The organism is Pseudooceanicola sp., from assembly GCF_029213205.1.
In the GTDB taxonomy this organism is placed as follows: Bacteria; Pseudomonadota; Alphaproteobacteria; order Rhodobacterales; family Rhodobacteraceae; genus Pseudooceanicola.
Window position 1 is genome coordinate 256,831 of record NZ_JARGNH010000001.1, and the last position, 19,673, is coordinate 276,503.

Here is a 19,673-nt window from a genome sequence, read left to right on the forward strand (position 1 = left end):
CGCATGTATGAAAACATCGAGCGCAAACTGCATGACATTGGCAATGGCCTTTTTGCCTGGGTGCAGGGCGACGGATCATGGGGGTGGAGCAATTCCGGCCTGATCTGCGGCGACGACGACAAGGTGGTGATGGTCGACACCCTGTTCACCGGGCGGCTGACCCAGGACGTGCTCGACGCCTATCGCCGCGCGGTGCCTGCCGCCGATGTCATTGACGTGCTGATCAACAGCCATTCCAATGGCGATCACACCTATGGCAACCATCTGGTAGAGGGGGCGCGGATCATCGGCTCGACCGCCTGTCTGGAAGAGATGCAGGAACGTCCGGCCAGCCTGGTGAAAGAGGTGGTCGCAGCGCCCGAGAAATTCGGCACCTACGGCAAGTTCTTCAGCGAAACCATGGGTTCGCGCTTTGATTTTTCCGATGTCGGGCATCTGCCGCCGAACGAGACCTTTGACGGCACCATGGCGCTGACGGTCGGCGGCCGGCAGATCGAACTGACCGAGCTGGGACCGGCCCATACCCGCGGGGATATCGTGATCCATGTGCCCGATGCCCGCACCGTTTATACCGGCGATGTCGTGTTCCACGGTGGTCATCCGATCATCTGGGCCGGGCCGATCGGCAATTGGATTGCCGCCTGCGATTTCATCCTTGGCCTGGATATCGACGTTGTGGTGCCCGGCCATGGCGCGATCTGCGGCAAGCCCGAGGTGCAGGCGCTGCGTGATTATCTGGTCAGCGTGCAGACCCAGGCAAGCAAGGCCTATGCCGCCGGGCTGACCTGGACCGAAGCGGCCTGGGAGGTCGGTTATGCTGCGTTTGATTCCTGGCTTGACCGTGAGCGGGTGGTTGCCAATGTTGCCAATGTCTACAAGGAGTTGAGTGGCGGCGCGGTCGACCCGACCCGCGAGGAGATCATGGCGCAGATGCTGCGCTATCGCCACGGTGCCGAATGCGCCCATGACGGCCCCTGTGCCTGCCACGCAAAGGCCCAGTGACATGCTGGAGCTGTTGAACAACCCGATTTCCACCTGCTCGCAAAAAGTGCGGCTGACCCTGTTCGAAAAGGGTCTGGAGTTCACCGACACCCGCATTGATTTCCGCGCCAAGGAGCATCTGACCCCGGAATATCTGGCTCTCAATCCCGACGGGGTGGTGCCGACGCTGCTGCATGACGGCCAGCCGGTGCTCGATAGCTCGGTGATCATGGAATATCTCGACGAGGTGTTCCCCGAGGTGCCGCTGTCGCCGCCGACGCCGCTGGGCCGGGCGAAAATGCGCAAATGGCTGCGCTTCATCGAAGAGGTGCCGACGGCTGCGATCCGGATCCCGAGCTTCAATCAGGTGTTCATTCGCCATCGCCGCGATCTGAGCGAGGCCGAGCTGGCCTCGGACACCGAAAAGCGCACCCTGCGGCGGACCTTTTATCAGGAAATGGGCCGACACGGGTTTTCCGAGGCGCGGCTGGATGAATCGCTTGAGCGCTTGCGCGAAACCGTGGCGCGGATGGATGCGGCGCTGGCCGACAACCGCTGGCTGACCGGTGAGGCGCTGACCCTGGCGGATTTCTGCGTGGTGCCGACCATCGACCGGATGCGCGATCTGGGCCTCTCCGGCCTCTGGGACGAGCAGCAGAATTTCACCCGCTGGTGGGCCGCGATCGAGGCGCGCCCGGCCTTTGCAAGAACCTATGCGCAGGGCACGCGCGTGTCAGACATCTATCAGGATTTGAAGGAAACCGCATGAAACTCGTAACATTTGAAAAGTCCGGCAAACAGGCCATCGGCATTCTTGAGGGCGACCAGATCGCGGTGCTTGAGGCCGGCGCGAACCCGGCCTTTGCCAGCATGCTGGCGCTGATCGAGGCCGGTGACGAAGGCCTGGCCGCCGCGCGCAAGGCCCAGGCCAGCGCCCCACGTGAACAGCTGAGCGCGGTGCGCCTGAAAGCGCCGGTGCCGGTGCCGGTGCATATGCGCGATTGCCTGGTGTTTGAAAAACACCTGCGTCAGGCCCGCGGCAACCGCTATCTCTGGGATCCAAAGGCGACCAAGATGGACCCGGCGGATGTGAAGATGCCGCAGGTCTGGTATGACCAGCCGATCTATTACAAGGGCAACCGGTTTTCGGTCTCTGGTCCCGAGGACACGATCATCTGGCCCAAGGGTGAAACCCGGCTGGATTACGAGCTGGAGCTCGGCATGTTCGTCGGCAAGGGCGGCTGCGACATCCCCAAGGATCAGGCCAATGAGCATATCTTTGGCTTTACCGTGTTCAACGATTTCTCGGCCCGTGATCACCAGATGCTGGAAGGGGCAGGCGGCCTCGGCCCGGCCAAGGGCAAGGATTTCCGCACCGGCAACGCCATGGGGCCCTGCCTGGTCACCCGTGACGAGATCGGCGATGGCTCTGGCCTGACGATGATCGCCCGGATCAATGGCGAGGAATGGTCGCGCGGCACCTCGTCGGACATGAACCATTCCTTTGCCCGGATCATCGAACATGTCAGCCGCGACGAAAACCTTCAGGCCGGTGAATTCCTTGGCTCCGGTACGGTTGGCGGCGGCTGCGGGCTGGAGCTGGGCAAGTTCCTCAATCCCGGCGATGTGGTCGAGCTTGAGATCGAAGGAATTGGCATTCTGCGCAGTCACATTGCCTCAGAGCGGCGCTAGAACCGCGCCGATTGTCACCTTGGTGCTGGACGCATATCTGCATTTCCCCGACGGCCACTTGCCTACCGCTCGGAAAGGCGAAAATATGCACGTCGGGAGAATGGGCGGAATTAGAAACCGCCTAGCAAAATTTGAGAGGAGCAAGGCATGGCCAAGGGCACTGTCGGACATTTGGCACATTTAAAGGTTTTGGACCTGACCGACCACAGGGGCGCCTTAGCAGGGCGGATCCTGGCGCAGCTTGGCGCCGATGTGGTGCAGGTCGAGCCGCTGAGCGGAACCGACAGCCGTTTGCAGCCGCCCTTTGATCCGGACGGAGATTCGCTCTATTGGGCGGCCTATGGCGCCGGGCGCCGGTCGATCGCGCTGGACATCAAGTCCGATGCCGACCGTGCCACCTTTCACGATCTGGTGCGCCGCGCCGATATCCTGATCGAAACCGGCAATCCCTCCGAGGATGAACTGCTGGATTACGCCGAACTCGCGGCCCTGAACCCCGGACTGATTCACGCCGTCGTCACCCCCTTCGGCCTGGAAGGGCCCAAGGCGAAATATGCCGACAGCGAATTGACGGTCTGGGCCGCCGGCGGGCCGCTGCTGCCGGTCGCGGCGGTTGCCGACCGGCCCTATCGCATCTCGGTGCCGCAGGCCTATCACCATGCGACGATGGACGCGGTGCAGGGTGCTTTGATCGCTTACTATGAGCGCAAGAAATCCGGACTTGGGCAAAAAGTTGTGGTTTCGGCACAGGCCTCGGCCAGCCAATCGACCCTGTCGACGACTCTTGCGGGACCGGTCGGCCATCCTAGATTCACCCTCAGAAAATCTGTCGCCAGCATGAAGAATCAGCCCGATCTCTCGGGCTCCGGCGCGCGCACCAACAAATCGAAATGGCATGTGCAGGACGGCCTGGTCGAAATGCATCTGGCGATGGGACCGGCCACCGGGCGGTTTACCAACAGGCTGTTCGAATATCTGTCCGAACAGGGTGCCAAAGATGTCGCCGAATTTGTCGAATGGGATTGGCCGACACTGCAAGATCGGATCGTCGCGGACGAAATCGACGAAGAGGATCTGGATCGCTGCCGCGACTGTATCAGTACCTTCATGGCGCCGCTGAACAAGTTCGACGCGGTTGAGATCGCGTTGAAGGAAAAGGTACTGATGGCACCGATCTGCACGCTTGAGGATCAACTGCGCTCAAAACACCTGGAGGCGCGCGATTTCTTTGTCAAAGTGCCCTACAAGGGGCGCAGCCTGATTCAGCCTGGCCCCTTTGCCCGCTATATCGAAGGTGCCTATGCACCGCTGGGCGAGGCGCCAAAGATCGGTGCCGATGGTGATGCGATCCGCCGCGACTGGCTGGGCCAGGCTCCGGCGGTGTTCAGCGGCAGCGGTCAGAGCGAAAGCCCGCTGGCCGGGATCAAGGTGCTGGATCTGGCCTGGGTGGTCGCCGGTCCGATGATCGGTCGTAACCTGGCCGATTTCGGCGCCACGGTGGTGCGGGTCGAAAGCTCGAAACGGGTGGAAACCGCGCGGCTGCTGGGGCCATTCCCCGGTGGTGTGGTCGACAAGCTTCGCTCGGCTCAGTTCGAGAATTGCAACACCGGCAAGCTGGGCCTGTCGCTGGACCTTGGCAGCGCCGAGGCGCGCGAGGTGCTGCTTGATCTTGTCGAATGGGCCGATGTGGTGGTCGAAAGCTTTGCGCCCGGGCAGATGAAACGCTGGGGCCTGAATTACGAAAAACTGGCTGAGCGCAATCCTTCGATCATCATGTTGTCGACCTCTCTGATGGGGCAGGTCGGGCCCTGGTCGAAACTGGCGGGCTTTGGCAATATCGGCAGCGCCATGTCGGGCTATCAGCAATTGGTCGGCCCTGAGGGCGACCTGCCGGTTGGCCCCTATGGTCCCTATACCGATTACGTCGGGCCGCGCTTTGGCCTGATCGCGCTTCTGGCGGCGCTGGATCACCGCGAAAAGACCGGGCAGGGCGGCTGGATGGACGTCGCCCAGGCCGAGACCGGGATGCAGGGTCTGGCCGATCGCTTTGCCGATTACGAGGTCAACGGCGTGGTCACCGAATGTGTCGGCAACCGCGATCCGCTGATCGCGCCGAACAATGTCTATGCCTGTATCAAGGACGGCTATGACGACCGCTGGGTGGCGATTTCCTGCCGCACCGATGAAGAGTGGCGCCGGTTGGCGGATGAGGTCGGCGGCGAGTTGGCGGCTGACACCAGCCTCAACACCCTCGCCGGGCGCAAGGCCAATGAGGACCGGATCGACGCGGCGCTCGAGGCCTGGTGCGCGACCCAACAGGCGATTGATGTCGAGAATCGCTTGCAGGCCAAGCATATCCCGGCGCATCTGGCCGCCTCGGCGGATGATTTTTATGTCGATCCGCAGATCGAGTCCTGGGGGCATTTCGTCAGTTTGCCGCGGGCAAATGGTGAAATCTCGGTGGTCGAAGGCTGTCACTGGAAACTGTCCCGCACCCCGGCGTCACCGCCGCGTTCAAGCCCGGATTACGGGCGCGACAACGATCAGGTGCTGCGTGAGATCTTGCACTATGACCAGGGCCGGATCGCTGATCTGGACAAGATCGGCGCGCTGACCTGAGGCGCGGCTGAACGGAAAGGCAAGGGCCGCGCCCTGCGGCTCAATCACCGCCGAGGCCGCGGCCCGCATCCGACCGATACGGGCGGCCCGGGGGCGTGACTGGGCGCTGCGCCGCCAGCGCCCGGCGGGTCTGTACCCAGACCGGTGCCAGTGACCGCAACCGCTGCTGCAGCGCCGCCGGCTCCATGGAGCCGGCGGTGGTTTCGAGGACGGTCAACGCTGCGTTCAAACGGCCTGCGCCCAACACCGCAGCGGACCCGGCCAGCCGGTGCAGGCTGGCGGCGGTTGCGGTCTGCATGCCGGTGACGTGATGACCGGACTCAGGGAACAGCCGGTCGCCTTCGTCGACAAACGTGGAGAGAAGCGCCTCGGCCTTGGCCGCGCCTGCGGCCCGGACCAGTGCCCGTATCCGGCTGGGATCCAGCAGATCGATGTCGGCTGAAAGATCACCACCCTCCGGCGCCGGGCGCATCGCCAAAGTCTCGCTTAACACCCGGCTGAGGTCGGCGCTGGTCAGTGGCTTCGCCGCCATCGCATCAATGCCCGCGTCGCGCAGAGCGGCGGCGATGTCTTCACCGATATGGGCGGTCAACGCCACGATCCTAGTGTGACGGTTCTCTCCGGGTCCGGTGCGGATGCGCCGCGCGGCCTCGATCCCGTCCATCACCGGCATCGAGATATCCATCAGGATCAGGTCAAACCGTTGTCGGCTGGCGAGCGCCACCGCCTCGGCGCCGTTCACGGCCTCATGCGGGTGGTGGCCGTGCCGTTCCAGCATCCGCCGGGCGACGAACCGGTTGGCGGCGTTGTCTTCGACCAGCAGGATGTTCAGCTGCGCGACAGCAATGTGCAGCGGGGCCGGGTCGGACGGCGCCTGCAGGCCGCGCGCCGCGCTCTCGGTGTCAGTCTGGCGCTGCGGTTCGGTTCGTGGCAGGGGCAGCGTCACCCGGAACAGGCTGCCCTTGCCCTGGGTGCTTTCTGCCTCGACCTCGCCGCCCATGGCACGGGCCAATTGCCGGGCGATCCCAAGGCCGAGGCCGGTGCCCTGGATCTGGCGGTGCTGCGCCGCCTCGGTGCGCACGAAATCGTCAAAGATGCTGCCCAGTTCCGCCGGGTCGATTCCGATGCCGGTGTCAGCGACCCGGAGTTCGACCAGATCGCCATCGACCCGCTCGACCGTCAGGGTGATCCGGCCCATTTCGGTAAACTTGATCGCATTCGACACCAGGTTCAGCAGAATCTGGCGCAAGCGCTGCGCATCGCCGGTGACCCAACCAATCTCTGCCCCGGTTTCCAGGGTCAATCGGTTGCCGCCGGCGCGGGCGTGGGGCCGTTCCGAGTCGATCACCGATTGCAGCAGCGCGGCGAGGTCGAAGGGGGCCGGATTCGCCGCTCCACTGCCCTCGATCCGGGTGATGTCGAGCACGTCATTCACCAGATCGAGCAGGATTTGCGCCGAATTGCGCAGAATTGGCAGCAGGCGCTGGTGAATCTCGGTCTGGTCGGTTTCGTCGTCGATCAGCTCGATCGTGCCGATGATGCCATTCAGCGGGGTGCGCATCTCGTGGCTGATCACCCCGAGGAACCTTGCTTTGACGCGTTCGCCGGCCAGGGCCCGGTCGCGCGAGATTTTCAGTTCTTCCTCGGCGGCGACCTGGTGCGAGATGTCGCGGATCACGCAGACAATCACCTCGGCGCCCTCGCGGTCGGTGATGCCGAGCGACAGTTCGACCGGAAAGCAGGTGGCGTCGCGCCGTTTTCCGATCAGGCGATGGCCGGTCTTGTCGGCCAGCGCGGTGAGGGCGCGCAGATCTTCGGCCCGGACCGGGCGCGCCCCGGCGGCGCAGCTCTGGCTCAGGATCGTGCTGATGCGCGCGCCGGTGAGCACGGTTTCGAACATGGTTTCGGCGGCCGCATTTGCGGTTTCGATCCGGCCGTGCCGGTCAAGGACCAGGATCGCATCGCGCGAGGTCGCGACGATGGTTGCCAGCCGCGCCGAGGTGCGCTGGATTTCACCGGCGCGGCGCTGATTGCTGGTGGCCAATTGCCGAAAGATCACCACGAACAGGCTGAGCGCGCCGATCAGCACCAGGCTGGCGATGGCCAGCCGAAACAGCACCCGCGCCACATCGGCGCGGGCCGCGTCGGAATGTTCGACCAGAATTTGATTGCCCAGCGTCAGGATCGCCCGGATCTCCTGACGCATCTTGTCGACCTCAGCTTTGATCGGTGTCAGCGCGGCACGCAGATCGGCGTCGTTGCCATCGATCAGCGGTGCCAGCCCGATGATCGTCTGCGCCGCCTGTTCAAAGCGCCCCTGCATCGCCGGGGCGGTCATCGCGGGATGATAGATCGGGCTGTTGGCCAGGGTGTCCAGGCGGCTGTAGAGGATGTCATAGCGTTTGCGCAGACCGCTCAGATCCGGGCTGGCCGCCGGCTGCGTCGCCAGATTCAACACCATGCTGAATTCGAGGAATTCCACCTCAAGCTGCGACAGGGTCCATTGCATGTTATCGGCGGGGGAGGAGGCGAGCTCGTCCAGCTTGCGACGCACATCGGTCAGCAGAAGGCCGATGACGACGCTGAGCAATGCCAGAGCGGCGAGCGCCAGCATGCGCAGCGGCCGGGCGTCGAGCCCTGTCGTCTTGCCATCCTTAGGCATTGGGCCACTCCCTTGACGGGTTCGGCGCATCCCGCGACGGCCCGGTGTCGAGGTTAGTCGGCAAACAGGATCCGGTCCAGTTGCCAGATCGAATTGGCGTAACTCACCTCGGTCCGGAACATCGGGTCGGAATCGTAATCATAGACCAGCCAGAGCGGCCCCTTTTCGCGCAGTGACATCGGCTTGCCATTGCGGCTTGTCGCCAGCAGAGCGGCGTCGACCTGCAGCCCGGCGGCGTCGCGCTGCACTCGATAGCCATTGGCGGCAACCAGGGTGATCTGCCTGCCCTTCAGGCCCAGCGCTGCCATCAGCGTCGCCAGCCGTACCCCCCGAAACGCCTGCGCGCCGTCGGTCCAGATGGTGGTGGTGTTGAAACTCTCCTGCGGCAATTTTTCCAGCGCGGCGCGGTCCAGCGCGATTTCCTCGCCAGTGCGGTTCACCACCACCAGCAGCACCGGCCCGATCGGGGCGGGCAGGTCGGCACGGGCCGGTCCGAGCGCAAGCAGAGCGGCACATCCGGCAATCAAGGCACGTCGTAACATTGCGGTATCCTTTGTGTCGGAGCGATTTTACATCGTGCAGTCTGATCAGGGAAACCTTTCCGCACCCTGAATTCGCGGAAAACAGCAGACAGATCGGCGGGGCTGGTGTAGCAGGACTCGAAAACAAGAGATTGATTATGGCGCGCATAATTCTGGCTGATGATCACGCGTTGGTGCGTGATGCGATTTCGATGTTTCTGGCCGAGGGCGGGCGACATCAGGTCTGCGCCGCGGTATCGGTCGAAGAAACCGAAAGCTGCATTGTCAGAAAGGGTGTCCCCGACCTTGTCCTGCTCGATTACCGGATGCCGGGAATGGAGGATCTGGCCGGGTTGAACCGGATCCGAGCGTTGCTGCCAAATGTGCCGGTGGCCCTGATTTCCGGATCGGCCGGAACGGCGGTGGCCGCCGCCGCGCTGGAGGCAGGCGCCGCCGGGTTTCTGCCCAAGACGATGACCCCGGACGAACTGATTTCCGCTATTGATACCATCCTCGCAGGCCAGGTGTTTGCGCCAGAGCTTCCGGGCGACGATGCGCTGGCGAACATGCTGACCCGGCGCGAATTCGACGTCTTGCGCGGCGTCTCCAAAGGTCTGTCGAACAAGGAAATCGCTCGGGATTTGAACCTGACCGAGGTGACGGTCAAGCTGCATGTGAAAACCATGTGCCGAAAGCTGAGCGCGCGCAACCGCACCCATGCAGCGATGCGCGCCCTCGAAATGGGATTGCTTTAGGCGATCTGATCTTGTCGGCCCGGCTTAATTCATTCTTCATGCTTGCCCCGCAATAACAGCAGCAGAGTCCGGCCGGGTGCGACTGGCCGCGAAATGACCTGTATCTGGGTGCTGCTGCCGGGTGATTGGGCTGCGTCTGCGGTATTGCGGGTGCCTGCAACACCTCAGAATCTGTGGCCCTGCACCCGTCTCCCCGACCGTCGGAGGGTTCGGAGCTATGAATGTGAGTGATGAGCGTTTTGTGCGCGGGCGCGCCTCGGGGCGTGTGGTCCGGGACGGGGTGCAAAAGGTGCTGGTTGTCGATGATTCCCGGGTCATCGGGAAAATCGTCAAATATGCACTGGACCATGACCCGCGGCTGACTGTCATCGGCGTCGCCGAAGATGCCTATGTCGCCCGCGACATGATCAAGAGCCTCAATCCGGATGTCCTGATTCTGGACGTTGAAATGCCGCGGATGAGCGGACTGGACTTCCTTGGTCGGATCATGCGGCTGCATCCGATGCCGGTGGTGATGTTCTCGGGGTACACCCAAGTTGGCAGCGATGCGGCGATCCGGGCACTGGTGCTGGGGGCGGTTGATTGCCTTGGCAAACCGACGGATGGCATCACCCCTGAGTTGCTGGCGCAGCTGGCCGACCGGGTCTATGCGGCGGCAACCGCGCAGGTGCTGCTCTCGGCCCCCGAACAGCCAAGCCCGACAATGCTGCGGGATCGCGCCGCCGCGGCAGTTTCGTCGCGGCGCCCGGTTGCCTACAGCAAGGATGTGATCCTGATCGGCGCCTCGACTGGCGGGGTGACCGCGGCGGAAATCGTGCTGCGCGATTTGCCGATGGATGCGCCGCCAGTCATCATTGCCCAGCATATGCCAGCCAGTTTTCTGACCAGTTTTGCCGGGCGTCTGGATCATATCCTGCCGCAACGGGTGTTGATGGCCGAGGACGGGCTGGTGTTGGAGCCGGGCTGCATCTATCTGGCGCGGGGCGGCGATCGCCACATCGGGTTGCGCCGGTCGGGCGGCAAGTTGAGCTGTGTGGATATCGATGCCCCGAAACGCAATGGCCATTGCCCCTCGGTCGATGAATTGTTCCTCAGCGCGGTGGATTTCGCGGATCGGGTGACGGCGGTGATCTTGACTGGACTCGGCCGTGATGGCGCCCAGGGCATGCTCAGCCTGCGCCAGAATGGCGCCTATTGCATTGCTCAGGACAAGGAAAGCAGTGTGGTCTACGGCATGCCGGCGGCGGCCGCCGATCTCGGCGCGGTGGACGAACAGATCGCGCTGGATCGGATTGCGGCGGCGATCACCCGTTCGATCAACCAGCGCAGCCGCGCCACCCATGGGGCGTAGCCATGCGGCAGGTGTCCGCCGGTTGCGACAGATCACGATCACGCAAAGCGAATAGGTGGTGTCCGATTGCGCCGATTGCGTTATCTCGACGATCCTGGGCTCGTGCGTGTCGACCTGCCTTTGGGATCCAATCCGTGCGGTTGGTGGGATGAATCACCGGCTGGTGGTCAATTCGCAATCCGCCAAATGCCCGTATGCCTCGCTTGGCGTCAACGCGATGGATCTGCTGATCAACGCTCTGGTGCGGAGCGGCGCCAATCGCAGAAACCTGCATGCCAAGGTGCTTGGTGGCGCCAAGATGATTTCGCCCCTGTCCGATATTGGTCGGGGCAATGCCGGTTTCGTGCGCGACTTTCTCAACCGCGAGAGGATTCCCTGCCTCGGCAAAAGCATTGGCAAGGTCCATGCGCGCCAGCTGCGATTTCATCCCACCGATGGCCGGGTGTTGCTGAAACCGGTGGCCAGTGGCACGGCCAATATCGGACAGCGATTGGCACAGCAAGTCCCGCCGCTGCAGGTTCTGGATGGTTTCCGCAGCCAGATCGATGTGGGCGCAACAACTTTGCAGCATGGTGGAGTCCCGCGCGGCGGCCTGTGCTTCCAATCCGGCAACCTGCCCGGCGACAACCTGAATCAACAGATTGACAGCGGGCGGCGGGCGCGGCGTGTCGTGATCGTCAAAATCGGCAGACCCGCAGCAGACCCACAGGAGTCCGACCTTGGCTGACCGCCGGTCCGGGTCATCTCACAGCCGCCCGACAACCGCCTCGATACAGCCGCGCAACTGGGCTGGTTCGAAGGGTATTTTCAGACAGTTGTTCATGCCCAACTGCCGCCCCTTGTCGATCAACGCCTTGTCGGCCGTTCCGGTCATCAGGATGAACCCGACCGCCTTGGTGCGCGTGCCCCCGCACAGCGTCTGCAGCAGTTTCAACCCGTTCATTCCTGGCATGTTGAAATCCGAAATCAACAGGTGAGCCGGGTGAGTTTCCTAGGCATTCAATGCGCGTGGCCCGTCAGCGGTCGAGCCGACATTGCGCACCCCGAACGTGTCCAGCGCCTGAATGATCAGACCGCGGCTGGTCGGCATATCATCGACCAACATGAAATCGACCAACATGAATCTGAGCTGATCGCGCCGGGCCATCGGACTCTCCTGTCACATCGCGGGGGGGCGGGCGCTGACATCTGGTGGCGCGGCGCGATAAGCGGTTTGCCCGACGGCGGTGAACCGGCTCTGTGCGGCATCCGGAATCCGTTCGGAATGACCCACGAACATCCAACCGTCATCCTGCAGGGCACGGCGAAACCGGGGCCATAGGGCCGCCTGGGTTTCCCCATCGAAATAGATCACCACATTGCGGCAAAAGATGACGTCGAAACGGCCGGTCATTGGCCAGTCGCGCAACAGGTTCAATTCGCGAAACCGCACCAATTGGCGCAGCGGCGGCGCGATCATATAGGCCCCCGGCGCGTCCTGTTCGATCAGGAACGCCTTGCGTCGCGCGGCCGGAATGCCGGAGATTTGCGTGTCGGTGTAAATCCCGGATTTGGCGGCTTCGAGGATGGACCCGTCGATGTCGCTGGCCAGAATCAGAACATCGCAATGTGTCATATCCGGTGCCACGCTCAGCAGATCCATCGCGATCGAATAGGGCTCCTGGCCGCTGGAACAGCCGGCGGACCAGATCCGCACCCGGCCCCCGGCGCGGGCACGAGCGATGAGCCTGGGCAGAACCTGATCGCGCAGCAGGGCGAAATGATGCGCCTCGCGGTAGAAATGCGAGACATTGGTGGTCAGCGCCGAGATCATCAGCCGCCGTTCGGCGATGCCTGCCTCGGAACAGACGAACCGGGCGTAGGCGTCAAGGTCGGGCAGCTTGACCTCGCGCAGCCGCACCCTGAGGCGCGATTGCACCATGGTCATCTTGCTTGGCGACAGGACCAGCCCGGCCTCTTCCCGGGCCAGTCGCGAAATCGCCGCAAAGGCGGTGTCGCTGATTGGCCGGTGATCCGGTTTCTGGGTGGTTGCGGCGCTCATGCGGCCACGTCAGAGCGGTTGGGGATCACTGCCGCGAGATCGAGTACCCGGATCATCCGGTCATTGATTACGGTCAGCGCGCGCACCACCGCCATATGTGGATCGGTGGCCATATCCGGCGGCGCATGCAGATCATCAACGGCCATCGCGACGATGTCAGATACCGCATCGACCAGCAGCCCGGTCAGGCTGCCGTTGAGAGTGACCACAATGATCACATTGCGCGCATTGGCTTCCTGGGACGGCAGATTCAGCCTGAGCGCCAGATCCATCACCGGCAGTACCGTGCCGCGCAGGTTGATGACGCCGCGCATATAGCTGGGCGCATGCGGCATCGGGGTGGCGCGGGTCCAGCCACGGATTTCGCGCACCGACATGATGTCGAGGGAATATTCCTGTTCGGCCACCCGAAAGGTCAACAATTCCAGCTTTTTCTCTTGGGGATGATCAGCCATATCGAGCCCTTTTTTCCGGCAGGCCAGGATCGGTGCTGCGCGGGCAGGTCGACCCGGCGATGATATCGCCCGGGTCGATGATCAGCGCGATTTGCCCATCGCCGAGAATGGTCGCGGCGGCGATGCCTGGCGCGCGATAGAAACTGTCATCCAGCCCCTTGATGACCACCTGGCGCTGATCCTCGATCCCGTCGATGAGCAGGGCGGCGCGGGTGTCGTCATCCAGCGAAATCAGCAGCGCATTCGATTGATTGTAATCGGTGCGGGCGGCGCGATAGCCGAGCATTGCGCCGAGGTCATAGAGTGGCACGAAATCGCCACGCACCCGCACCAAAAAGGCGCCAGGGCGCAGCATCTGCACGTCGTCATGCGACAGCGACAGGCTTTCGATGACGACATTCAGCGGCAGCACCAGGGTCTCTCCGGCGACGTTGATCACCATCCCGTCGAGCACAGCCAGGGTCAGCGGTAGCGATAGGGTAAAGGCGGTGCCCTTGCCCTGTTCCGAGGCGATCGAGATGCGCCCGCCCAGGGCCTGAATCGCGGTGCGCACCACATCCATGCCAACGCCGCGACCGGAAAGGTCGGTGCTCTTGGCGGCGGTGGAAAGCCCGGGCAGAAACAGCAGGTTGTCGATTTCACTGTCCGAGAGCACGGCCTCAACCGGGATCAGCCCTTTTTCGACCGCGATCTGATGGACCCGGGCCCGGTTGATGCCGCCGCCATCGTCAGAGACCTCGATCACCACCCTGCCAGAGCGGTGCGCCGCAGACAATCGCAGCTGTCCCTCGCTCGGCTTGCCAGCAGCCTGCCGGGTTGGCGCATCCTCAAACCCGTGATCGATGGCGTTGCGGATCATATGGGTCAGCGGGTCGGTCAACCGTTCGATCACCGTCTTGTCGATCTCGGTCGTCTCGCCCTCAGTGATGAGGCGGACCTCTTTGCCAACCGCCGATGAGGCCTCACGGACGATGCGGGACATCCGTTGAAACAGCGGTTTCACCGGCTGGGCGCGGATCATTATCACGCTGTCCTGAATGTCACGGGTCAGGCGCTGAAACTCCTCCAAGCCGTTCATCGCGTCGGAATGCGGTGACAGGTCGACGGAGTCCAACGATTGCGCCAGCATCGCCTGGTTGATCACCAGCTCGCCGATCAGATTGACCAACCGCTCGATGCGTTCCAGATCGACCCGGACAACCGATTTAGCGGTCGCGCCCGTGCTGGATTTGTGCGGCTCATCGATCCGGTCAGGGTGGTGCGGAACCGTGGCGAGGGGGACCTCTGTGGCTGGTGGGCTGGGCGCGGCGCGCGGCAGATCGACAATTTTCGGCGCGAGGGTGGGCGCGGCACTGCCAGGCGGCGGCAGATTCTCCGGCCCGTCGACACGGTCGATCTGCAAGTCGCAAAGCCCGTCGACGAATTCGAATACGTCACGAATATCGGCCTCGTCCAGGCCGCCGTCGAGTTGGATGGTCCAGTTGAGATAGGGTTGTTCCGGTTTCAGATCGGTCAACGCGGGCAGGGCGGTGATATCGCAATCGACATGACATTCGCCCAGCTGGGCGAGTTGGCGCAGCAGCAAGAGCGGCTCATTCCCGGTTTTATACAGCTCGGATTCCGGGCGGAAGCGGATCAGCCAATGCGGGAAGGGCAATGCCATGTTGTCCGGCGGCACCGGCAGCGGAGCAGCAACCTTGGGTTCTTCGACCGGGTCGAGGTCAGGCAGGTCGATGGCGACTCCGAGGGGGGGGGAATCGACCGGTTTCGTCTCTTCGGGTTCCGGGTCGGCCAACAACGCGTCAAGCTCGGCCAGGAGGGCGTCGCTGCTCGCCTCCGGAGTGGGCAAATCATCGCGGCAGGCGCGCACCAGGTCAGAGAGGTGATCGGCGGCCTCAAAGAACAGCCTAATCGCATCGCCAACCGGCGCCAACCGATGCGCGCGCACCTCTTCCAGCACGGTTTCATAGCGATGCGCGAAACGCACCAGCGGTTCCAGACCAAAGGCCCCGGCGCCGCCCTTGATCGAATGCACCGCACGGAACACCACATTGATGGTTTCCGGATCACCATCGCCGTTCTCGAGTTCGGTCAGCCCGTCTTGCAGCGCTTCCAGCAATTCCTCGCATTCGACGAAGAAGGAGGCGCGGATTTCGGCCATTGGATCAATCGGATCGCTCATCACCGCCCCTATCCGGCAAACATAAGCAGGGCCTTGACCAACTTTTCGGGATCAAAGGGTTTGGTGATCCAGCCGGTGGCGCCGGCGCTTTGCGCGCGTTTCTTCATCTCGGGCGCGTTTTCGGTGGTCAACACCAGGATCGGGGTGGCGCAGTGATTGCTCTGGGCGCGGACTGCATCGATAAAGCCGAACCCGTCCAGTCGCGGCATGTTGATATCGGTGATGATCGCATCCGGGGCGATTCCATCCAGGACCGACAGCCCATCGATCCCGTCCTCGGCGACATACACGGTGAACCCCTCTGGGATCAGCGCCAGCCGGATCATGTTGCGGATGGTGCGGCTGTCGTCCACGGCCAGGATTGTCAGGCTCATCGCGGCCTCGCACCCAGGGTTTCGGGGGAAAGTCCCATCATTTCTAATTGACTGGTCATCCAGTCCGGCGCGTTGACCATGTTGAACCGGTGGCCGGTCTGCTGGCAGCTGTGCGCCGCAGCGATCAGAACCTGCAGGCAGAGCGTCCCTAGATGGGTGACGGCGCGGGCATCCAGGGTGATGTCGCCGCCCAGACGGGCGCGCAGATCTTGCGCCAGCGGATCGGCGGCTGACAGGTTGAGCTGAGATTGCAGGATCAGCGCCTCAGCCATCGGCGCGGGTGCCAATCCGGATTGGTAGAATGTTCATGCCCTGTCCCCCGGGTCGCAGATTTCCATCGCGGCCTGTCTAGGGGGCAGGGCGTTAAGGGCCGGTTACGGGGGGCGGCATTTTCAAGAAATTTGTCAGGTCTGCACCCGTCACCTTCAGCCCGCCAGCGCCAGATCCAGGTTTTCCGCGATCTTTTCCAAGAATCCCATGGTGGTCAGCCATTTCTGCTCTGGCCCGACCAGAAGCGCCAGATCCTTGGTCATGAAACCGGATTCGACCGTGTCGACGATGACTTTTTCCAGCGTCTCGGCAAAATTCATCAAGGCGGCATTTTCATCCAGTTTGGCGCGGTGTTTCAGCCCGCCGGTCCAGGCATAGATCGAGGCGATCGAATTGGTCGAGGTCGCTTCGCCCCTTTGATGCTGGCGATAATGCCGGGTGACAGTGCCATGCGCGGCCTCGGCCTCGACGATCTTGCCATCCGGGGTCATCAGTTGGCTGGTCATCATCCCGAGAGAGCCAAAGCCCTGGGCCACGGTGTCGGACTGCACATCGCCATCGTAATTCTTGCAGGCCCAGACGAAACCACCGTTCCATTTCATCGCGCAGGCGACCATGTCGTCGATCAGCCGGTGTTCATAGGTGATGCCCTTGGCCTTGAACTTATCGGCAAATTCGGCGTCGAACACCTCCTGGAACAGCAGCAGGAACTGACCGTCATATTGTTTGAGGATGGTGTTCTTGGTCGACAGGTAAAGCGGCCAACCGAGGTTCAGCGCGTAATTCATCGAGGCGCGGGCGAAGTCGCGGATCGAGGAATCAAGGTTATACATGCCCATGTAGACGCCGGAGGAGGGGGCCTGATAGACCTCTTCCTCGATCACCGTGCCGTCGTCGCCGGTGAATTTCATCGTCAGGGTGCCGGGCCCTGGGAATTTGAAATCGGTGGCCTTGTATTGATCGCCAAAGGCATGGCGACCGATGACAATTGGCCGGGTCCAGCCGGGGACCAGGCGGGGCACGTTCGAACAGATGATCGGCTGGCGAAACACCACCCCGCCGAGGATGTTGCGGATGGTGCCGTTGGGTGATTTCCACATCTGTTTCAGGCCGAATTCCTCGACCCTTGCCTCGTCCGGGGTGATCGTGGCGCATTTCACCGCGACGCCGATTTCCTTGGTCTTTTCGGCGGCATCAATGGTGATCTGGTCATTTGTGCGATCCCGCTCTTCGATCCCGAGGTCGTAATAGAGCAGGTCGAGGTCGAGATAGGGCAGGATCAGTTTTTGCTTGATGAAGTCCCAGATGATCCGGGTCATTTCATCGCCGTCCATTTCGACAATCGGATTCGCAACCTTGATCTTGGACATCTCGTTCTCCCTGGGGTGGCCGGGTCAAATCATTGAAAAAAGGCGCCGACCCGGGGGGGGACGGCGCCTGTTGAGCTTAACCGATGATCTGGTTCAGCGTGCCGCTTGGCCGCATCACCGCGGCCAGCTTGGCCGGATCGGGATAATAATAGCCGCCGATATCCGCAGGTGCGCCTTGGCCCGCCACCAGTTCGGCCGCGATCTTGGCCTCGTTTTCAGCCAGCGCCTTGGCGACCGGGGCGAATTCCTTGGCCAGTTCGCCGTCCTCGGATTGCGTCGCCAGCGCCTCGGCCCAGTAGCGGGCGAACCAGTAATGGCTGTCGCGGTTGTCCGGTTCACCGACCTTGCGGCTGGGCGAGCGGTCGTGATCCAGAATCCCCTGGGTCGCAGCATCCACCGCCTGGCCCAGCACTTTGGCGCGGGCGTTGCCCTTGGCATCCGCCAGGAACTGCAGGCTTTCACCCAGGGCGCAGAATTCGCCGAGTGAATCCCAGCGCAGGTGATTTTCCTCGATCAATTGCTGGACATGCTTGGGGGCCGAGCCACCGGCGCCGGTTTCAAACAGCCCGCCGCCATTCATCAGCTTGACGATCGACAGCATCTTGGCCGAGGTCGCCAGCTCGAGGATCGGGAACAGGTCGGTCAGGTAATCGCGCAGCACGTTGCCGGTGATGGCGATGGTGTTCTCGCCCTTGGTGATGGTTTCAAACGAGGCGCGGGTGGCGCTGCGCGGATCCATGATCTCGAACTTGTCGGCAACACCTGCCGCCGCCAGGATCGGTTTCACATAGGCGATCAGCTCGGCGTCATGGGCGCGGGCGGGGTCGAGCCAGAAAATGGCGCGATAGCCGGTGGCCTTTTGACGGCTGATCGCCAGATTGATCCAATCTTCGATCGGCGCCTTGCGGGCCGAGGACGAGCGCCAGATGTCGCCCGCTTCGACCGCGTGCGAATGCAGCACGGTGCCATCCTCAAGGATCATCTTGACGGTGCCCGCCTCGGGGATCTCGAAGGTGGTGGGGTGAGAGCCGTATTCCTCGGCCTTTTGCGCCATCAGCCCGATGTTCTGCACGGTTCCGGCGGTGGCCGGGTTCAGCTTGCCATTGGCTTTGAAGAACTTGATGGTTTCGTCATAGACCGGCGCATAGGCATTGTCCGGGATCACGCAGACCGCGTCATGTTCCTTGTTGTCCGGGCCCCAGCCCTTGCCACCGGCGCGGATCAGCGCTGGCATCGAGGCGTCGACGATGACGTCCGAGGGCACATGCAGGTTGGTGATGCCCCGGTCGGAATTGACCATATACATCGGCGGGCGCGTGGTAGAGATCGCGTCAATCGCGGCGGTGATTTCCGCGTCATCCTTGACCCGGTCGAGCAGGTCGCCGAGGCCGGAATTCGGGTTCACCCCGAGGGCGGCCAGCTTGTCGGCGAATTTCTCGAACACCGGTGCCAGCCAGACCTTGACCGCATGGCCAAAGATGATCGGGTCAGAGACCTTCATCATCGTGGCCTTGAGGTGCAGCGAGAACAGCACGCCCTCGGCCTTGGCCTTGTCGATCTCCTCGGCGAGGAACGCATCGAGCGCCTTGGCGCTCATATAGGTGGCATCGACCACGGTGCCGGCAGGATAGGAAATCCCGTCTTTCAGCACCGTGGTGCCATCGGCGGTTTCCAGCACGATCTTGACCGTGCTGGCGCTGGCAAGGGTGGCTGCGGTTTCGTTCGAAAAGAAATCCCCGCCCGACATTGCCGCGACGCGGGTTTTGCTGGTGGCACTCCAATCGCCCATCCGGTGCGGATTGGCCATGGCGTAATTCTTGACCGCGACGGCGGCGCGGCGGTCGGAATTGCCCTCGCGCAATACCGGGTTCACCGCCGAGCCCTTGATCGCGTCGTATTTGGCGCGGATGGCTTTTTCGGCGTCGCTGCTTGGCGTTTCGGGGTAATCGGGCAGCGCGAAGCCCTTGGATTGCAGCTCAGCAATAGCGGCCAGAAGCTGCGGTCCCGAGGCCGAAATATTGGGCAGCTTGATCACATTGGCGGCGGGGGTATTGACCAATTTTCCCAGCTCGGCGAGGTCGTCGGTGACCCGCTGATCGGCGCTCAGATGTTCGGGAAAGGCCGACAGGATGCGCCCGGCCAGGGAAATATCCTTGGTGCCGACGCTGATATCGGCGGCGGCGGCAAAGCGTTGAATGATCGGCAGCAGCGACGCGCTGGCGAGTTCCGGTGCCTCGTCTACCTTGGTGTAGATGATATCGGGATTGGGTGTATCGGCCATCGGGGATCCCTTTCGGTCGGGTTACGAAAATTGTAGCGGCTTGCCTGGATCAAGCTTGGCTGGATTCGGCTTGGCGCCTCAATAGCTGATCCTTGGGCCATTCGAAAGTCATGTATGCA

The 19,673-nt window shown here is 62.7% G+C and carries 16 protein-coding genes and 1 pseudogene; 7 read left to right on the forward strand and 10 right to left on the reverse strand.

Features of this window, described 5'->3' with window-relative positions:
• Positions 1–3: 3 nt before the first annotated feature.
• From P1U48_RS01275 to P1U48_RS01290, 4 genes are all read left to right on the forward strand, one after another.
• Positions 4–1,002: an MBL fold metallo-hydrolase gene (locus tag P1U48_RS01275; protein WP_301066360.1), complete on the forward strand. Its 999-nt coding sequence runs from the start codon at positions 4–6 to the stop codon at positions 1,000–1,002.
• A 1-nt stretch (position 1,003) separates the two neighbouring features.
• Complete coding sequence (locus P1U48_RS01280; RefSeq protein WP_301066361.1) at positions 1,004–1,750, forward strand: glutathione S-transferase family protein; 747 nt, start codon at positions 1,004–1,006, stop codon at positions 1,748–1,750.
• Positions 1,747–2,673, forward strand: coding sequence for a fumarylacetoacetate hydrolase family protein (locus tag P1U48_RS01285; protein WP_301066362.1), 927 nt, complete (start codon positions 1,747–1,749; stop codon positions 2,671–2,673). Before P1U48_RS01280 ends, P1U48_RS01285 begins: the two co-directional genes overlap by 4 nt.
• Positions 2,674–2,820: 147 nt before the next feature.
• Positions 2,821–5,292: a CoA transferase gene (locus tag P1U48_RS01290; RefSeq protein ID WP_301066363.1), complete on the forward strand. Its 2,472-nt coding sequence runs from the start codon at positions 2,821–2,823 to the stop codon at positions 5,290–5,292.
• Positions 5,293–5,332: 40 nt separating this feature from the next.
• Here the strand turns inward: P1U48_RS01290 and P1U48_RS01295 are convergent, their stop codons facing one another.
• Both P1U48_RS01295 and P1U48_RS01300 read right to left on the reverse strand, forming a co-directional pair.
• Positions 5,333–7,954 (reverse strand): ATP-binding protein, encoded by a 2,622-nt coding sequence (locus P1U48_RS01295; protein WP_301066364.1) that lies wholly within the window; start codon positions 7,952–7,954, stop codon positions 5,333–5,335.
• A 53-nt stretch (positions 7,955–8,007) separates the two neighbouring features.
• Positions 8,008–8,496, reverse strand: a complete 489-nt coding sequence (locus tag P1U48_RS01300) for an oxidoreductase (RefSeq protein ID WP_301066365.1) — start codon at positions 8,494–8,496, stop codon at positions 8,008–8,010.
• Positions 8,497–8,633: 137 nt separating this feature from the next.
• Between P1U48_RS01300 and P1U48_RS01305 the strand changes: the two genes are divergently transcribed.
• From P1U48_RS01305 to P1U48_RS01315, 3 genes are all read left to right on the forward strand, one after another.
• On the forward strand, positions 8,634–9,230 hold the full coding sequence (locus tag P1U48_RS01305; RefSeq protein WP_301066366.1) for a response regulator transcription factor: 597 nt from the start codon (positions 8,634–8,636) through the stop codon (positions 9,228–9,230).
• Between the two features lie 223 nt (positions 9,231–9,453).
• Positions 9,454–10,581: a chemotaxis response regulator protein-glutamate methylesterase gene (locus P1U48_RS01310; RefSeq protein WP_301066367.1), complete on the forward strand. Its 1,128-nt coding sequence runs from the start codon at positions 9,454–9,456 to the stop codon at positions 10,579–10,581.
• Between the two features lie 148 nt (positions 10,582–10,729).
• Positions 10,730–11,308: a chemotaxis protein CheD gene (locus P1U48_RS01315; RefSeq protein WP_301066368.1), complete on the forward strand. Its 579-nt coding sequence runs from the start codon at positions 10,730–10,732 to the stop codon at positions 11,306–11,308.
• Positions 11,309–11,326: 18 nt separating this feature from the next.
• On the opposite strand, the pseudogene P1U48_RS01320 reads toward P1U48_RS01315, so the two are convergent.
• The 8 genes and pseudogenes from P1U48_RS01320 to P1U48_RS01355 all read right to left on the reverse strand — a co-directional run bounded on the left by P1U48_RS01320 (position 11,327) and on the right by P1U48_RS01355 (position 19,554).
• A pseudogene (locus P1U48_RS01320) lies at positions 11,327–11,728 on the reverse strand (response regulator).
• Positions 11,729–11,740: 12 nt separating this feature from the next.
• Complete coding sequence (locus P1U48_RS01325) at positions 11,741–12,622, reverse strand: protein-glutamate O-methyltransferase (RefSeq protein WP_301066369.1); 882 nt, start codon at positions 12,620–12,622, stop codon at positions 11,741–11,743.
• Positions 12,619–13,077 carry a chemotaxis protein CheW gene (locus P1U48_RS01330; protein WP_301066370.1) on the reverse strand — a complete coding sequence of 153 codons (459 nt, stop codon included), beginning with the start codon at positions 13,075–13,077 and terminating at the stop codon, positions 12,619–12,621. Before P1U48_RS01330 ends, P1U48_RS01325 begins: the two co-directional genes overlap by 4 nt.
• Positions 13,070–15,259, reverse strand: a complete 2,190-nt coding sequence (locus P1U48_RS01335) for a chemotaxis protein CheA (RefSeq protein WP_301066371.1) — start codon at positions 15,257–15,259, stop codon at positions 13,070–13,072. The genes P1U48_RS01330 and P1U48_RS01335 overlap by 8 nt, the downstream gene beginning before the upstream one ends.
• Positions 15,260–15,267: 8 nt before the next feature.
• Positions 15,268–15,633, reverse strand: coding sequence for a response regulator (locus P1U48_RS01340; RefSeq protein WP_301066372.1), 366 nt, complete (start codon positions 15,631–15,633; stop codon positions 15,268–15,270).
• The gene (locus tag P1U48_RS01345; protein WP_301066373.1) at positions 15,630–15,905 is read right to left on the reverse strand and encodes an STAS domain-containing protein; all 276 of its coding nucleotides are present in this window, start codon (positions 15,903–15,905) and stop codon (positions 15,630–15,632) included. The genes P1U48_RS01340 and P1U48_RS01345 overlap by 4 nt, the downstream gene beginning before the upstream one ends.
• 153 nt (positions 15,906–16,058) lie before the next feature.
• Positions 16,059–17,273 (reverse strand): NADP-dependent isocitrate dehydrogenase, encoded by a 1,215-nt coding sequence (locus P1U48_RS01350; protein ID WP_301066374.1) that lies wholly within the window; start codon positions 17,271–17,273, stop codon positions 16,059–16,061.
• 76 nt (positions 17,274–17,349) lie between these two features.
• Entirely contained in the window at positions 17,350–19,554 is a 2,205-nt protein-coding gene (locus tag P1U48_RS01355) for an NADP-dependent isocitrate dehydrogenase (RefSeq protein ID WP_301066375.1), read from the reverse strand.
• Between the last annotated feature and the right edge of the window lie 119 nt (positions 19,555–19,673).

Excerpts from the sequence above, each read along its gene's own strand:
- P1U48_RS01350 (WP_301066374.1), bottom strand. The coding sequence starts at position 17,273 with ATGTCCAAGATCAAGGTTGCGAATCCGATTGTCGAAATGGACGGCGAT.
- P1U48_RS01345 (WP_301066373.1), bottom strand. The coding sequence starts at position 15,905 with ATGGCTGAGGCGCTGATCCTGCAATCTCAGCTCAACCTGTCAGCCGCC.
- P1U48_RS01285 (WP_301066362.1), top strand. The coding sequence starts at position 1,747 with ATGAAACTCGTAACATTTGAAAAGTCCGGCAAACAGGCCATCGGCATT.
- P1U48_RS01280 (WP_301066361.1), top strand. The coding sequence starts at position 1,004 with ATGCTGGAGCTGTTGAACAACCCGATTTCCACCTGCTCGCAAAAAGTG.
- P1U48_RS01275 (WP_301066360.1), top strand. The coding sequence starts at position 4 with ATGTATGAAAACATCGAGCGCAAACTGCATGACATTGGCAATGGCCTT.
- P1U48_RS01325 (WP_301066369.1), bottom strand. The coding sequence starts at position 12,622 with ATGAGCGCCGCAACCACCCAGAAACCGGATCACCGGCCAATCAGCGAC.
- P1U48_RS01315 (WP_301066368.1), top strand. The coding sequence starts at position 10,730 with ATGAATCACCGGCTGGTGGTCAATTCGCAATCCGCCAAATGCCCGTAT.
- P1U48_RS01330 (WP_301066370.1), bottom strand. The coding sequence starts at position 13,077 with ATGGCTGATCATCCCCAAGAGAAAAAGCTGGAATTGTTGACCTTTCGG.
- P1U48_RS01355 (WP_301066375.1), bottom strand. The coding sequence starts at position 19,554 with ATGGCCGATACACCCAATCCCGATATCATCTACACCAAGGTAGACGAG.
- P1U48_RS01300 (WP_301066365.1), bottom strand. The coding sequence starts at position 8,496 with ATGTTACGACGTGCCTTGATTGCCGGATGTGCCGCTCTGCTTGCGCTC.
- P1U48_RS01335 (WP_301066371.1), bottom strand. The coding sequence starts at position 15,259 with ATGAGCGATCCGATTGATCCAATGGCCGAAATCCGCGCCTCCTTCTTC.
- P1U48_RS01305 (WP_301066366.1), top strand. The coding sequence starts at position 8,634 with ATGGCGCGCATAATTCTGGCTGATGATCACGCGTTGGTGCGTGATGCG.
- P1U48_RS01295 (WP_301066364.1), bottom strand. The coding sequence starts at position 7,954 with ATGCCTAAGGATGGCAAGACGACAGGGCTCGACGCCCGGCCGCTGCGC.
- P1U48_RS01340 (WP_301066372.1), bottom strand. The coding sequence starts at position 15,633 with ATGAGCCTGACAATCCTGGCCGTGGACGACAGCCGCACCATCCGCAAC.
- P1U48_RS01290 (WP_301066363.1), top strand. The coding sequence starts at position 2,821 with ATGGCCAAGGGCACTGTCGGACATTTGGCACATTTAAAGGTTTTGGAC.